The 13924-nt window shown below is 58.3% G+C and carries 14 protein-coding genes and 5 tRNA genes; 5 read left to right on the top strand and 14 right to left on the bottom strand.

All coding sequences use genetic code 11. The features are described from left to right. Nucleotides 1-188 precede the first annotated feature (188 nt). Nucleotides 189-1457, bottom strand: coding sequence for a UDP-N-acetylglucosamine 1-carboxyvinyltransferase (gene murA / locus QP941_RS05625; RefSeq protein WP_239278180.1), 1269 nt, complete (start codon nt 1455-1457; stop codon nt 189-191). Nucleotides 1458-1478: 21 nt separating this feature from the next. Next, on the bottom strand, nt 1479-2318 hold the full coding sequence (gene ramA, locus QP941_RS05620; protein WP_284767163.1) for an acetate metabolism transcriptional regulator RamA: 840 nt from the start codon (nt 2316-2318) through the stop codon (nt 1479-1481). Between the two features lie 264 nt (nt 2319-2582). On the opposite strand from ramA, the gene cysK reads away from it, so the two are divergent. Both cysK and epsC read left to right on the top strand, forming a co-directional pair. Continuing rightward, a complete protein-coding gene (gene cysK / locus QP941_RS05615; protein ID WP_284767164.1) occupies nt 2583-3518 on the top strand; it encodes a cysteine synthase A in 936 nt (311 codons plus the stop codon). Between the two features lie 70 nt (nt 3519-3588). Continuing rightward, nucleotides 3589-4152, top strand: a complete 564-nt coding sequence (epsC, locus tag QP941_RS05610; RefSeq protein WP_086589216.1) for a serine O-acetyltransferase EpsC — start codon at nt 3589-3591, stop codon at nt 4150-4152. Between the two features lie 39 nt (nt 4153-4191). Here the strand turns inward: epsC and QP941_RS05605 are convergent, their stop codons facing one another. From QP941_RS05605 to QP941_RS05580, 6 genes are all read right to left on the bottom strand, one after another. Further along, nucleotides 4192-4482, bottom strand: a complete 291-nt coding sequence (locus QP941_RS05605; RefSeq protein ID WP_284868302.1) for a GNAT family N-acetyltransferase — start codon at nt 4480-4482, stop codon at nt 4192-4194. Between the two features lie 48 nt (nt 4483-4530). After that, a tRNA-Phe gene (locus QP941_RS05600) sits at nt 4531-4603 on the bottom strand. A gap of 19 nt (nt 4604-4622) precedes the next feature. After that, nucleotides 4623-4696 (bottom strand) — tRNA-Asp (locus QP941_RS05595). Between the two features lie 85 nt (nt 4697-4781). Next, the gene (locus QP941_RS05590; protein ID WP_284868301.1) at nt 4782-5096 is read right to left on the bottom strand and encodes a DUF4288 domain-containing protein; all 315 of its coding nucleotides are present in this window, start codon (nt 5094-5096) and stop codon (nt 4782-4784) included. Nucleotides 5097-5154: 58 nt separating this feature from the next. Next, nucleotides 5155-5228 (bottom strand) — tRNA-Asp (locus QP941_RS05585). 35 nt (nt 5229-5263) lie between these two features. Further along, a tRNA-Glu gene (locus QP941_RS05580) sits at nt 5264-5339 on the bottom strand. Nucleotides 5340-5421: 82 nt separating this feature from the next. Between QP941_RS05580 and QP941_RS05575 the strand changes: the two genes are divergently transcribed. Beyond that, complete coding sequence (locus QP941_RS05575; RefSeq protein ID WP_005325826.1) at nt 5422-5754, top strand: metal-sensitive transcriptional regulator; 333 nt, start codon at nt 5422-5424, stop codon at nt 5752-5754. Nucleotides 5755-5785: 31 nt separating this feature from the next. Here the strand turns inward: QP941_RS05575 and QP941_RS05570 are convergent. Both QP941_RS05570 and scpC read right to left on the bottom strand, forming a co-directional pair. Beyond that, nucleotides 5786-5858: transfer RNA gene (locus tag QP941_RS05570), tRNA-Lys, on the bottom strand. 109 nt (nt 5859-5967) lie between these two features. Then, nucleotides 5968-7470, bottom strand: a complete 1503-nt coding sequence (gene scpC / locus QP941_RS05565; protein WP_239278185.1) for a succinyl-CoA:acetate CoA-transferase ScpC — start codon at nt 7468-7470, stop codon at nt 5968-5970. Nucleotides 7471-7661: 191 nt separating this feature from the next. Between scpC and dusB the strand changes: the two genes are divergently transcribed. Beyond that, entirely contained in the window at nt 7662-8807 is a 1146-nt protein-coding gene (dusB, locus tag QP941_RS05560; RefSeq protein ID WP_239278186.1) for a tRNA dihydrouridine synthase DusB, read from the top strand. Nucleotides 8808-8908: 101 nt separating this feature from the next. Beyond that, nucleotides 8909-9637: a phosphate signaling complex protein PhoU gene (gene phoU / locus QP941_RS05555; RefSeq protein ID WP_284868300.1), complete on the top strand. Its 729-nt coding sequence runs from the start codon at nt 8909-8911 to the stop codon at nt 9635-9637. A gap of 72 nt (nt 9638-9709) precedes the next feature. Here phoU and pstB read toward each other — a convergent pair whose 3' ends face one another. The 4 genes from pstB to pstS all read right to left on the bottom strand — a co-directional run bounded on the left by pstB (nt 9710) and on the right by pstS (nt 13736). Further along, entirely contained in the window at nt 9710-10483 is a 774-nt protein-coding gene (gene pstB / locus QP941_RS05550; protein WP_023019857.1) for a phosphate ABC transporter ATP-binding protein PstB, read from the bottom strand. A gap of 51 nt (nt 10484-10534) precedes the next feature. Next, on the bottom strand, nt 10535-11449 hold the full coding sequence (gene pstA, locus QP941_RS05545) for a phosphate ABC transporter permease PstA (protein ID WP_284868299.1): 915 nt from the start codon (nt 11447-11449) through the stop codon (nt 10535-10537). A gap of 14 nt (nt 11450-11463) precedes the next feature. Continuing rightward, a complete protein-coding gene (pstC, locus tag QP941_RS05540) occupies nt 11464-12510 on the bottom strand; it encodes a phosphate ABC transporter permease subunit PstC (RefSeq protein ID WP_284868298.1) in 1047 nt (348 codons plus the stop codon). Between the two features lie 122 nt (nt 12511-12632). Next, nucleotides 12633-13736: a phosphate ABC transporter substrate-binding protein PstS gene (gene pstS / locus QP941_RS05535; RefSeq protein WP_284868297.1), complete on the bottom strand. Its 1104-nt coding sequence runs from the start codon at nt 13734-13736 to the stop codon at nt 12633-12635. Nucleotides 13737-13924: the final 188 nt, after the last annotated feature.

Genomic DNA, 13924 nt, shown 5'->3' with positions numbered 1-13924 from the left:
TCGTTGGCGGCTCGTACAAACTTACTCAAATCATTGAACCCTGTCAAATCCTTGAACCAAGCCCGTACAAAATTCGCAAAGAAGTAACCTCCCGGCTACCTCGCGGCGACTTGGATTAATGTAGTCCAACCCCTCCAACAATGACAAATCCCCAGCACACAACGGAAAACGTTGGGCTGGGGACGTCGTTAAAAGAGCTCTTCTTCTTGAGTTCTTTCAATTGTGGCGCCGAGGCGCTGCAGGTTTTCTACAAAGTTGGGATATCCGCGGTCAATGTGGAAAACATCGTGGACCGTAGTGGTCTCATCCGCACATAGTGCAGAAAGTACGAGACCGGCACCCGCACGGATATCGGAACTCCACACGTGAGTAGAAGAGAGTCGTTCTTTACCGCGGACTACTACATGGTGGCCGTCAACCTGGGCGTCGGCACCCAAGCGCAGCATTTCATCCACAAACCGGAAACGGGATTCAAAGACATTCTCCGTAATGACGGTCGTTCCGTCCGCAATAGCAGAGATGCCAATAGCCATCGGCTGCAGGTCGGTGGGAAATCCCGGAAATGGGAGGGTCTGGTAGTCCACAGCCTGTGGTCGCTGGTCCATGCGCACGCGGAAACCATTCTCATAGGTCTCTAGTTCCGCGCCGGCGGACTTCAGCTTTTCTAGCGGCAGGTGCAGGTGGCGCGGGGAAATTCCACCCACGGTGATATCACCCTGGGTCATGGCTGCAGCATACGCCCACGTGCCTGCCACAATTCGGTCACCAATAACCTCATGCTGGGCGGGCTGCAGCTTATCGACGCCGCGGATGGTCACCACTGAGCTTCCCTCACCCTCGATGTCGGCACCCATGGACTTGAGCATGGTGCACAGATCGACGATTTCCGGCTCGCGAGCTGCATTATGGAGGACGGTTTCACCCTCGGCGAGAACCGCAGCGGTAAGGATATTTTCGGTTGCGCCTACGGACGGGAAGTCTAGGCGGATATTCGCACCACGCAGGTGCGTAGCCTCTGCCACAACGGCACCATGCTCAATACGGGTGGTGGCGCCGAGCTTTTCTAATCCGGTCTGGTGCATATCTAGCGGACGGGAGCCAATCGCGTCACCACCGGGCAACGCTACCTTTGCGTGGCCACAGCGTGACGTCAAAGGCCCGAGCACGCAGACGGATGCGCGGAATTGGCGGACCGCGTCGAAATCCGCGTTGGATTGCGGCTGTGCAGGGGTAGTAATCCGGACCTCAGAGCCCTCGATGACTACCTCGCAGCCGAGCCCCTCAAGAACCTTCTTCATGAGGGGGACGTCCAGAATTTCTGGGCAGTTGGTCAGCGTCGTAGTGCCCTCCGCCAGCAAGGATGCGGCCATGAGCTTCAAGACGCTATTTTTTGCGCCATCTACTTTAACCGTGCCCTCAAGGCGGGCACCGCCGGAAACAATAAACTGATCTTTCACAACTGCCTACGCTACCGGTTCTTAAGGCAACGCGCCGATGCGACGGGCGGCATTAACCGCCTCGTAGCGGGTATGCGCACCGAGTTTACGCATTACCGAGCGCAGATAAGACTTCACAGTTTCTGCGCCGATCCCCATCTCCTCAGCTGCTTCTACGTTGGTATGGCCTAGGGCCACACAAGAGAGCACGTCGAGCTCGCGGGCGGAGAGCTTGGTGGATTGCTTCACGCGCACCGGCGAGACCATCTGGTCACACAGCGTCTCTAGCTCCTTGCGCAGGTCTTCGTCTTCTACGCGGTTGGCCAACATGCGCAGCTTGGAGTGGGTGGAGCGGACCTGTTCCCACTCGGCACCGTTCATGACGTGGCCCCGAGCCGCTCCACCCTTGGACCCATCGGCACGTCGCATGGCGGAATTAACGGCCAGGTCTTGCTCGAGGGTGCGCGCGGTCATCGTCACTTCTTCAATGACCTTATCGCCCAAACGAACTGGGGAGTGCACGCCTACGTAGAGGACACCGCGAATTTCGCGCTGCACCGTAACGGGCACGGCCACGATAGAGTGCAGGCCTTCGTCTTGGATCACGCGGTCGTTCTCGTGCGAAATGGTGGTGGCACGAGTGTAATCGGATACACCTACCGCGCGGCGAGTGCTGACCACTCGCCCACCTACACCGACGCCAGAGTCAATGATCAGATTCTGCAGCGCTGGGGTGCGTAGCCCCACCCACTGTGTGATCTGCAGGCGATTATCGGGCAGCAGCGTGGCGTACATCGTCACCGGAATACCTGTAGCGGTCTTCAGGGACGACAGGGCCGCGCGTACGGATTCTTCATCATCTTTGAGGCGATGCGACTCCATGAGACTCTTTCCTCGTCGGGGGTAACCAAGCAGGTGTACCCGTCCTCCCCCGGGAATTTGGGGACAAGCGGGCAACTGAGTGGAAGTATAGACAGCATGTGGGGGTAATTCGAAATCGCCCTCGGCTTATCCGGCGTTGCAATCCCACATGAAATGCCCGAATGCCCGGTCTAGAATTTATATACTGACTGGTCTACTTGTGTAGTGTACGCTTGCGTTGTACGCGATTTGAACCCAAATCTGATTCCCAAAGGAGTCCACAAAATGGCTGTCTACAACAACATCATGGAAACCATCGGCGGCACCCCGCTGGTCCGCCTGAACCGCCTTACCGAGGGCAAGGGCGCTACCGTGCTTGCCAAGGTGGAGTCTTTTAACCCGGCAAATTCCGTGAAGGACCGCATCGGCAAGGCCATCGTTGAGGCCGCTGAAAAGTCCGGTCAGCTCAAGCCGGGCGGCACCATCGTGGAGGCCACCTCCGGCAATACCGGCATCGCCCTGGCGCTGGCTGGCGCCACCTTGGGCTACAAGGTCATTCTGACCATGCCGGAGACCATGTCCAATGAGCGCAAGGTGCTACTGCGTGCCTACGGAGCAGAAATCGTACTGACCCCTGGTGCGGCTGGCATGCAGGGCGCCGTCGACAAGGCGAATGAAATCGTCGCCGAGAACGATAACGCCATCCTTGCCGCACAGTTCGCTAACGAGGCAAACCCGAAGATTCACGAGGAAACCACCGGCCCAGAGATTTGGGAAGACGCCGAGGGTAAGGTTGACGCCTTCGTTGCTGGTGTAGGCACCGGCGGCACCGTTACCGGTGTGGGCCGCTTCCTGAAGTCCAAGAACCCAGACCTGCACTTGGCTGCGGTTGAGCCGTCCGACTCCCCTGTCCTGTCTGAAGGCCACGCTGGCCCGCACAAGATTCAGGGCATCGGCGCTAACTTCGTTCCTGAGGTACTTGACCGCGAGCTTCTCGACGAAGTCTTTACCGCCACCACCGAGGAGTCCATCAAGGCATCCCGCGACCTGGCTACCCAAGAAGGCCTGCTGGTTGGCATCTCCGCCGGCGCCAACGTTTCCGCAGCTCTGAAGCTGGCGGAGCGCCCAGAGTTCGAGGGCAAGACCATCGTGGTTGTCCTGCCGGACTTTGGTGAGCGCTACGTCTCCACCATCCTCTTCGAGGACATCCGCGAAGCTTAAATTACTTCGCTTGAATAAAAGCACCCGCCAACCTTGGCGGGTGCCTTTTTTATGCCAGTACTATGTGGGCATGAACATTATGAGCTACATCCGTGAAGACTTAGCAAATGCAAGAGATCACGATCCGGCCGCACGTGGCGACGTCGAAAATGCAGTAGTTTACTCCGGTCTCCACGCGGTGTGGTCTCACCGCATTTCGCACTGGATGTGGAAGCGCGGGCTGCGCGGGCCCGCGCGCATCTTGGCGCAGATTAACCGCTTCTTTACCGGCGTGGAGATCCACCCAGGCGCAACTATCGGCCGCCGCTTCTTTATTGACCATGGCATGGGCATCGTCATTGGTGAAACCGCCGAGATTGGCGATGGCGTCATGCTCTATCACGGCGTCACCCTCGGCGGCCAGGTCCTTACCCAGACCAAGCGCCACCCCACCGTCGAAGACAATGTCACCATCGGTGCGGGCGCCAAGGTGCTCGGCCCCATTACGATCGGTGAAGGATCGGCTATTGGCGCCAATGCCGTGGTGACGAAGGATGTTCCCGCGGAGCATATCGCGGTGGGCATTCCGGCCAAGAACCGTCCGCGCAACCCGAATGAGCGCATCAAACTGGTCGACCCCGACTACTACATCTAAATCCTCTCCCAGCGGCTCACAGGCAACTGTGGGCCGCTTTTATATGCCCTCTGGGCGCAGCAGGTCGCGGTATTCGGGATTCTTTTCTATAAAGCGCGCCACGGCGGAGCAGGAAGCAATGACTTGCTTGCCGACGCCCCGGACGTCGTCAAGCGCGGCCTTAATCAGCGGCGCGGACAATCCTTGACCACGGAAAGCATCCTTGATGACCGTGTGGTTGAACTCGCGGGTCGTGCCTGCGTCTACATAGTGGCACGAGCCCGCCTCGACACCGTCCACGGTAAGGACGTAGCGGGACTTATCGGGCTGGTGTGCAATAGCGTGTTCCATGTGCCCATACTAAAGCAAAATGGCCCCTCTTACGAGGAGCCATTATTGTGGCCAGAGCCAGGATCGAACTGGCGACCCCACACTTTTCAGGCGTGTGCTCTACCGACTGAGCTATCTGGCCAGAAACCCGAAGGTTTCCGCGACCCTGACGGGACTTGAACCCGCGACCTCCGCCGTGACAGGGCGGCGCGCTAACCAACTGCGCCACAGGGCCATTTTTAATTATGTGTGTGCTCTTGGGCACGGATAGATACTTTACAGAAGACTCCCAAGACTCACCAAATCTGCACGTCAGAACGCTATTTAGGCGGTGAAAGTGGATCCTTTCCACCCAAGTTCATCTCGAAGCGCTCGTAGTCTTCCAGCGCGGAAAAATGCCGCGAATAGAGGTCACAATCTCGATCCACATGGCCGTAGAGGGTGGGCGCGACGTCGACAATGTGGCGCAGCCACAGGCCCTCATATTCTTGCTCATGGGCCCGTGCCTCGACCTTCCGGTGCGCCTCCTCATCCGAGTCCGCATAGACGAGAAAGAAATCCTCTCGGAAGAAGCTAGAATGCTCCGAGCTTTCGGAGGCAAGTTCAAAGACAGCAATTCCCACGTATGGCTCCATGGCGCCAGCCTAACAAAACCAAAAGCAGCAACCGCCGAAGCGATTGCTGCTCATTCTGCGACCTTGACGGGACTTGAACCCGCGACCTCCGCCGTGACAGGGCGGCGCGCTAACCAACTGCGCCACAAGGCCAATCGAATATTTAATTCGGACCAACACTTTCGTGTTGGTACCCCCAACGGGATTCGAACCCGTGCCGCTGCCGTGAAAGGGCAGTGTCCTAGGCCGCTAGACGATGGGGGCCCGTCGCGCTAAGGCGACTTCTAGAAATATACTGGAGACCTCACCTAGTTACAAAATCGCTCCCCCAGAAAGATTAGGAACCATGTCTGACCAGCATCAAACGTGCTCCTGCCACGAGCCGCACGTACACGGATATAACGCGGATTCTAAGAGCAAGGATCGCTACCTCGCCAGGCTCAAGCGCATTGAGGGGCAGGCGCGCGGCATCCACCGCATGGTCGAAGAAGACCAATACTGCATCGACATCATTACCCAGATTTCGGCGGTGAAGTCGGCGCTGGAGAATGTCTCACTGGCGCTCCTAGAAGACCATATTGAGCACTGTGTGGCCGGTGCCGCCGCCGAGGACGGTGAAGTAGCCACCGAGAAGCTAGAAGAGGCCATGCGCGCCATCAAGAAGATGGTGAAAAACTAAAAGGAGCCACCCGAGAAGGTGGCTCCAGTTGTGGGCCCTGTGGGGATCGAACCCACGACCTGCGGATTAAAAGTCCGTAGCTCTACCAACTGAGCTAAAGGCCCAACGTCGCTCCAGTTTAGCTTGCGGTATTTGCAAAGTCCTAATTAGGGGGGCGTCGGCAAGCGAAAGGCGCTCAGCTCGCCACTGAGCGCCTGCCGAAGCGTGGCTACATTAGCCGCGCATATCGCCCTTCTCCATGAAGCGGACCTGGAAGTCAAAGGCAGTCTTCAAATCGTGTGGGGTGTGCTGGAACTTGTTTTCCTTCGCACGGTTGAAGTAGTCCTCGAGCAACGGACGGTAATCCGGGTGTGCCACGGAGATGACCTTCTCCACGCGCTCCTTTGGAGCCAGCCCGCGCAGGTCAGCTACACCGTACTCAGTAATGATGACCATGGTGTCGTGCTCGGTGTGATCCGTGTGGGACACGAACGGAACCAGCGCGGAAATTGCGCCGTCCTTGGCCACGGACGGGGAAACGAAGGTGGAGATATAAGCGTTACGGGTGAAGTCACCCGAGCCGCCGGTGCCGTTCATGATGCGGGAGCCGGATACGTTGGTGGAGTTGATGTTGCCGTAGATATCGGCCTCAATCATGCCATTGGAAGAAATCAGGCCGACGCGACGGATGACCTCTGGATGGTTAGAGACCTGCTGTGGGCGCAGAATAATGTGCTCGCGGTAGCGCTCTGCTTCCGCATTCATCTTCTCCGCGTAGTCTGGGGACAGCGCGAAGGAGGTAGCGGAAGCCATGGTCATCTTGCCCGCATCGATAAGATCGAGCATGCCATCCTGAATGACCTCGGTATAGGCCTGAATATTCTCAAACTTGGAATCCAAAAGGCCGGCCATCACGGCGTTGGGAACGTTGCCCACGCCGGATTGCATGATGAACTTGTCATACTCAAGGCGACCAGCGGCGACCTCCCCCTCGAGGAACTCGATGAAGTTGGCGGCGATCTTCTCGGAAACCTCGTCCGGTTCCTTGAATGGTGCGTTGCGGTCCGGGGCATCGGTCTTAACCACTGCAACAACCTTGTCCTCCGGCACCTCCATGTAGGTGGTACCGATGCGGTCGCCCGGCTTAGTGATAGGGATGGGCTGGCGATTAGGCAGCTTTTCAATGCGGTAGATATCGTGCATGCCCTCGAGGTTGATGGACTGCCACTCATTGATCTCGATGATGATCTTATCGGCAGCCTCGATGAACTCGAGGTTATTGCCCACCGCGGAGGACGGCACCACGTGGCCTTCTTCGGTAATGCGCACGGCCTCAATAATGGCCACCTGGAAGTCACCGTAGAAGCCCTCTTCTACCTGCTGGCCCGAGTGAGACAGGTGGATATCCTGGTAAAGCGCGGTGCCATCATTGAACTGCTTACGCAGCGTGGGATCGGAGTTATAAGGAGAGCGGAAGCGAATCGCCTCAGCTTCCGCCAGAACGCCATCGCAGTCCGGGGCGGTGGAAGCGCCGGAGAAGACGTCGATCTTAAATTCCTCGCCCTTTTCATGTAGAGCCTTGGCCTTCTCTGCAATGGCGGTGGGCAGGCCCTTGGGGTAGCCAGCACCGGTGAAGCCGGAAATGCCCACGCGGTCACCGTGGTTAACGTGCTGAGCAGCCTCTTCTGCAGAAACCACGAGCTTCTCAAATGGGGCGTACGCGATTCTCTCGGACAAGGGTAATCCTCCTTCATTAAGGGGCCAGCCAAAATAACGGCCGTTCTAATTAGTTACACAGCCCACATTAGCGAATCTTTGCAAGATTTCCACCACTTTTGTGTGACCCCTACCCCATAAAACAGAAATAGGGAACGGCGCCACTGTGGACCCGGTTGCTATTTTCCCCCGTTAACTAGCACAATTGGGGCGTGAATTTGCGCATTGGACACTACGATCTCTCCTCCCCCGTCATCCTCGCCCCGATGGCGGGGGTAACCAACGTTGCCTTCCGCACGTTGTGCCGCGAGCAGGAGCTGGCGCGCACCGGCACGGTGTCGGGCCTTTACGTCTGCGAGATGGTCACCGCCCGTGCACTGGTAGAGCGCAATGAAAAGACGCTGCACATGACCACCTTTGCGCCGCAGGAAGATCCTCGTTCCTTACAGATCTATACGGTGGATCCGGAATATACCTATAAAGCCGCGAAGATGATCGTCGACGAAAACCTCGCGGACCACATCGATATGAACTTTGGTTGCCCGGTTCCCAAGGTGACCCGCCGCGGCGGCGGTTCCGCGCTGCCTTATAAGCGACGCCTCTTTGGCAATATCGTCTCGGCTGCGGTCAAGGCCACAGAGGGCACCAATATCCCGGTCACGGTAAAGATGCGTGTGGGCATCGATGACGAGCACCATACGCATCTCGACGCCGGGCGCATCGCCGTCGAGTCCGGTGCCGCCGCCGTTACCCTGCACGGCCGTACCGCCGCTCAGCGCTACTCCGGTGAAGCACGATGGGACGAAATCGCGCGCCTCAAAGAGCATCTGGCAGATACTGGCGTGCCAGTGCTGGGCAATGGCGATATCTTCCGTGCCGAGGATGCCCGCCGCATGATGGAACAAACCGGCTGCGACGGCGTGCAGGTAGGCCGCGGCTGCCTCGGCCGCCCGTGGCTCTTTGCCGAGCTCGGCGCCGCACTGCGCGGCGAGTCCATTCCGGCAGAGCCTACCCTGGGCGAGGTGACCCAGGTAATCCTCCGCCACGCGGAGCTACTGGCGGAGCACGATGGCGAGGACAATGCTTCCCGCGATATCCGCAAGCACATCGGTTGGTACCTGCGTGGTTTCCCGGTTGGTGGCCAGGTCCGCGCGGGCTTAGCCAAGGTCAATTCCCTCGATGCCTTGCGTGAGCTCCTTGCACCTTGGGCAGAGTCCGATGCTCTAGCTGCCGACGCCGACGGAGCCCGCGGCCGTCAGGGCTCGCCATCCAAGGTGGCATTGCCGGATGGTTGGCTCGACGATCCCGAGGATGATTGCGTTCCCGTTGCTGCGGACATTATGAATTCCGGCGGATAGCCTGACAGCAATTTAAGAGCAGCTAAATACATACAGGAATCGTGCATTTAACCCCTTCTTAAGTTGCGCAAAAGCGAAAAGTTTTCGCTATTATCTTTGGCATGCGTGCCGCCTACAGGGAACACTTAGATAACTTCTCCCATGACCTCATCGTGATGTGCGATACCGTGCGCACCATCTTGGATAAGGCTTCGCAGGCACTACTGCAAGGCGCCTTGGACTCCGCGGAAGATGCCCTCACCATGACTGAGGAGCTAGATGAGATCCGCGTTAGGTGCTCTGAGCGTGCTGTAACACTTTTGGCGCTGGAAAACCCCATGGCGCAGGACCTCCGTCAGGTGGTCTCCTCGATTTATATCGTGGAGGATCTCTACCGCATGGGCCGGCTTTCCCAGCACATCGCAGACTCCGCGCGCCGCCGCCACCCTGACGCCGTGGTACCGGCGAATTACATCGGCTACTTCGAAGAGATGTACCGCCTCACTGAAGAAATGGGGTCGGTGCTGCACGATATCCTCGTCACCCCTGATGCGGATTTGTCCGTCAACCTCCGTGCCGACGATGATGCAGTGGATGACATCAACTCCCATATTCTGCGCATCCTGACTCAGCGCGAATGGGAAGGCAGCGTGCGCGAAGCCGTTGAGACCTCACAAATTACGCGCTACTACGAGCGCTATGCGGACCACTGCGTCTCCGTGGCCGGCCACATCATCTATCTGACCACGGGTCTTTTGCCCAATGACTATGCCAAAAAGCTAGAGGAGGACAAAAAGGACGCCGAATTTGAAGCACGGATGGCAGAACTCGAGCGTCAGTTTCGCCGTTAGACGGATTTAAGCGCCAAAGAAGGGGGCCGGTTCAAACCGGCCCCCTTTCTCTCGGACAATCTCTCTTACTCTTTAGCCAAAGCGGCCAGAGATGTAATCCTCGGTCTCCTTCTGAGAAGGATTCTCGAAGATCTTGGTGGTGTCGTCAAACTCCACCAGGTGGCCCGGCTTACCGGTTGCTTCTAGGGAGAAGAAGCCGGTCTTATCGGACACGCGGGCTGCCTGCTGCATGTTGTGGGTCACGATAACGATGGTGAAGTTTTCCTTCAGCTCATGGATGAGGTCCTCCACGGCGAGGGTGGAAATCGGGTCCAGTGCGGAACAAGGCTCGTCCATGAGCAATACCTCTGGCTCCACGGCGATAGCGCGGGCGATGCACAGACGCTGCTGCTGACCACCGGAGAGGCCACCGCCTGGCTTGTCCAAGCGATCCTTAACCTCATCCCACAGGTTGGCGCCGCGCAGGGACTTCTCCGCAACTTCCTTGAGCTTCTTCTTGTTCTTTTCACCGGACAGCTTCAGGCCTGCCACCACATTGTCCTCGATGGACATCGTGGGAAATGGGTTTGCCTTCTGGAAGACCATGCCGATGGTGTTGCGTACGGATACCGGGTCAACCTTCGGTCCGTAGATATTGGTGCCATCCAGCAGGATTTCACCCTTCACGGAGGCGCCAGGGATAACCTCGTGCATACGGTTGATGGTGCGTAGCACGGTGGACTTACCACAGCCGGAAGGGCCGATGAATGCGGTCACGGCCTGGGCCGGGATCTGCATATTCACGTTCTGCACGGCGTGGAAGTCGCCGTAAAAAATGTTCACGTCATTGAGCGCGAGCTTAGACATTTGGGAGTTTCTCCTCTAGCAAGTGTATGGCGGAATCGAGTGGTACGGCGTTTACTTCTTAACCGAGAACTTCGCGGAAACGATGCGGGCCGCAATGTTGAGGACGGCGATGAGGATAACCAGCGTCAACGCTGCTCCCCAGAGCTTGTCCAGTACGGCGGGCTGTGCGCCGGCCTTATACATATCCAGCATCATCAGCGGGAGCGAGGACTGAGAGCCCTTGAAGGCATCCCAGTTGATGACGGAGGAGGAACCAACCAAGACCAGCACCGGCGAGGACTCACCCATCACGCGAGCAATCGCCAGCATGATGCCGGTGACGATGCCGGACAGTGCGGTAGGCAGAACGATGCGGGCGATGGTCTTCCACTTCGGAACGCCGAGTGCGTAAGACGCCTCACGCAGATCCATGGGGACCACGCGTAGCATCTCTTCGGTATTGCGCACCACAATTGGAATCATCAGCAGCACCAGGGACAGCGCCACGGCGAAGCCGGAGCGGCCAAAGCCGAACAGGGTGATCCACATGGCAAAGATGAACAGGGCCGCAACGATGGAAGGCACACCGGACAGGATGTCCACCATGAAGGTGGTGATGCGGCCGAGCCAGCCGCCCTTGGAGTACTCCACCAAGTAGATGGCGGTAAAGATGCCGATAGGAATAGAGATAATGGAGGCCAGAATGGTCTGGACAAAGGTACCCACGATGGCGTGAGCGGCACCGCCACCGGAAGAGCTATTCATGATGCCGCGCTGGGAAGCGGTCCACCACTCAGGGTTGAGGATGACGCCACTGCCGCGGGCAATGAGTTCCCACAGAACCCACACCAGCGGAACCATGGCCAGAAGCATTGCGCCCCAGACCACCACGGTGGCGATGTTATTGGTCATCTTGCGGGAGCCAGAGATGTCCAGGAAGGTCGCGCCGCCTTGGGAGGCAGGCTTGGCATTAGTAGTCGTAGTCATTGATCCTCCCCTCCTTACTTACTCTTCACGATGGCGCGGGCAATTGCGTTGACCACGAAGGTCAGCAAGAACAGCATGAGGCCGGCGGCGATGTAGGCACCAGCGCGCATCTCGTTACCGAACTCGGCAGATGCCAGGGCGATGGCCGTGGCGAAGGTCGTGCCGCCGTCGAAAAGCGAGAAGCGGAAGTCAATCAGCGGGGATACAACCATGTACAGCGCCATGGTCTCACCCAGTGCACGGCCCAGGCCGAGCATGGAGCCGGCGATGTAGCCGGACATGCCGAATGGAAGAACGGTCATGCGGATAACTTCCCAGCGGGTAGCGCCCAGAGCCAGGGCGGATTCCACCTGGCCCGGAGGGGTCTGTACGAAGACCTCGCGGGCGGTAGCGGCGATGATCGGCAGAATCATCACGGCAAGCACGATGCCACCGGTAAACAGGTTGCGGCCGGTTGCAAACGACGGCGAGTTATCGAAGACGTGGAACAGGAAGAATCCACCCGCCCAGGATTCCATCCAGGAGTAGAAGCCGGACAGTGCCGGGCCAAGAACCTGCCAACCCCACAGGCCGTAGACGATGGACGGAACTGCAGCGAGCATGTCCACGAGGAAGCCGAGCGGCTTAACCAAGCGGGCAGGCGCGTAGTTGGACAGGAAGATGGCGATGGCTAGGGCCACCGGCATAGCCAGCAGGAGGGCGAAGACGGAGATGAGAACGGTGGTACCGAACATGGTTGGGATACCGAACTTCATCGCGGAGGTATCGGAGGTCTCCCATCGTCCGCCATAGGTGAAGAAGCCCATGATGCCGCCGTCGTTGACGCCCAGTGCGGGAACCGCACGCCAGAGCAGGAAGGCGGCAATGGCGGCAATCATAACGGTGATGAGGGTTGCCGAAGCAGTGGACAGGAATTCAAAGACACGGTCGCCTGGGCGCTTAACGCCGCTATTGGAGCTGGTGGTAGCTACCTCGTCGTGTCCGCTGTTGGAGACTCGCTCGGCAGAGGTGACGTTCGCGTCCACCTGCTCTGGAGCCGTGGTGAGATTATTGTCTGCCATGAGACTGTTAATCCTTTTCAGCGTTAAAAATGGAAAATATCGTTACATACCTGTGCCCCCAAAGCGCGAATCGTGTGCGGCAGTGGGGGCGGGGAGGTATTAAGCTATTGCAGCTTTAGCGCTTACTGCAGAGCGTCAACAGCAGCCTTCAGCTTGTCCAGGTGTGCGCCCTCAACTGGGATGAAGCCCTGCTCAGCCAGCTGGTCATCCTGGTGGTCCAGGACGGAGGTGAAGAAGGACTTGACCAGCTTGGAGGTCTCCTCGTCGTAGCCCTTGGAGCACACGATGTTGTAGGTGGTCAGGATGAGCGGGTATGCACCCTCGTTGTCGGAGGAGAACAGTGCATCGGAGTCAACAACCATGTTGTGCTCGGACTCGGTCTCCTTGAACTCCAGGTTCTCCAGAGCCTTGTTGACGGACTCGGTGGACAGCTCAACCGGGCCGTGGCCGAAGTCAATCTTGGCCTTCTTGACGCCCTCGCCTTCCTTCTGGTCTGCGAAGCCGGCCTCGACGTAGGTGATAGCACCATCGATGCTTGCAACCTGGTCAGCAACGCCGGAGGAGCCGTTAGCACCCTCACCAACAGCGTCTGGGAACTGCTTGCCCTCGGAGTCCCAGTCACCGGTAGCGGCCTTCAGGAACTTCTGGAAGTTTGCGGAGGTACCGGACTCGTCGGAACGGAAGATGACGGTGATGTCCTTGTCCGGCAGGTCGGTGCCCTCGTTGTCAGCAGCGATGGCCTTGTCGTTCCACTTCTTGATTTCGCCCTTGAAGATCTTGCCCAGGGTCTCGGTGGAGAGGTTAATCTCGGTGTCACCCAGGTTGTAGGCGATGGCAACCGGACCGATGGTGGTTGGCAGGTGCCATGCCTCGTTGCCATCGCAACGCTTAGCGGCAGCCTCGACCTCACCCTCGTCTTCCTTCAGAGCGGAGTCAGAACCAGCGAAGTCAGCCTGGCCATTGGTGAAGGCCTCAACGCCGGCGCCGGAACCGGAAGCGTTGTAGGACAGGGAAGCGTCTGGGTGATCCTCGGAGAACGCAGTCTGGAAGTAGGACATTGCGTTCTGCTGGGAGGATGCGCCGTCGCCGACGAGCTCGCCGGAGACGTCCTCGCCGCCAGCGGAATCAGAGGAGGAGCCAGACTCCTCAGAGCAAGCTACGAGAGCGGTAGAGGTTGCGGCTACGATGCCGAAGATTGCGGCAGTGCGCTTGAAGTTGCGAATCACGGGAAAACCCTTTCCGGTGCAGATCAGAGATTGATTGTCCGAGGAAACCGCATCTCCTAGAGAGATATTTCCTGCATCCCGCTCCGCCTTCTGAGGCGAGATGCAGGCGCACAGGTGCGGTTAACTCACAGGGTGTAAAGCTATCCGCAGGATCTGACCAAAAGGGTGCCAAGAGGTAAACACTGGGT

The sequence above is a fragment of the Corynebacterium sp. MSK150 genome (assembly GCF_030229215.1).
In the GTDB taxonomy this organism is placed as follows: domain Bacteria; phylum Actinomycetota; class Actinomycetes; order Mycobacteriales; family Mycobacteriaceae; genus Corynebacterium.
Note: the sequence above shows the minus strand (reverse complement) of the source record. Positions and strands in the feature narration are given on the sequence as shown.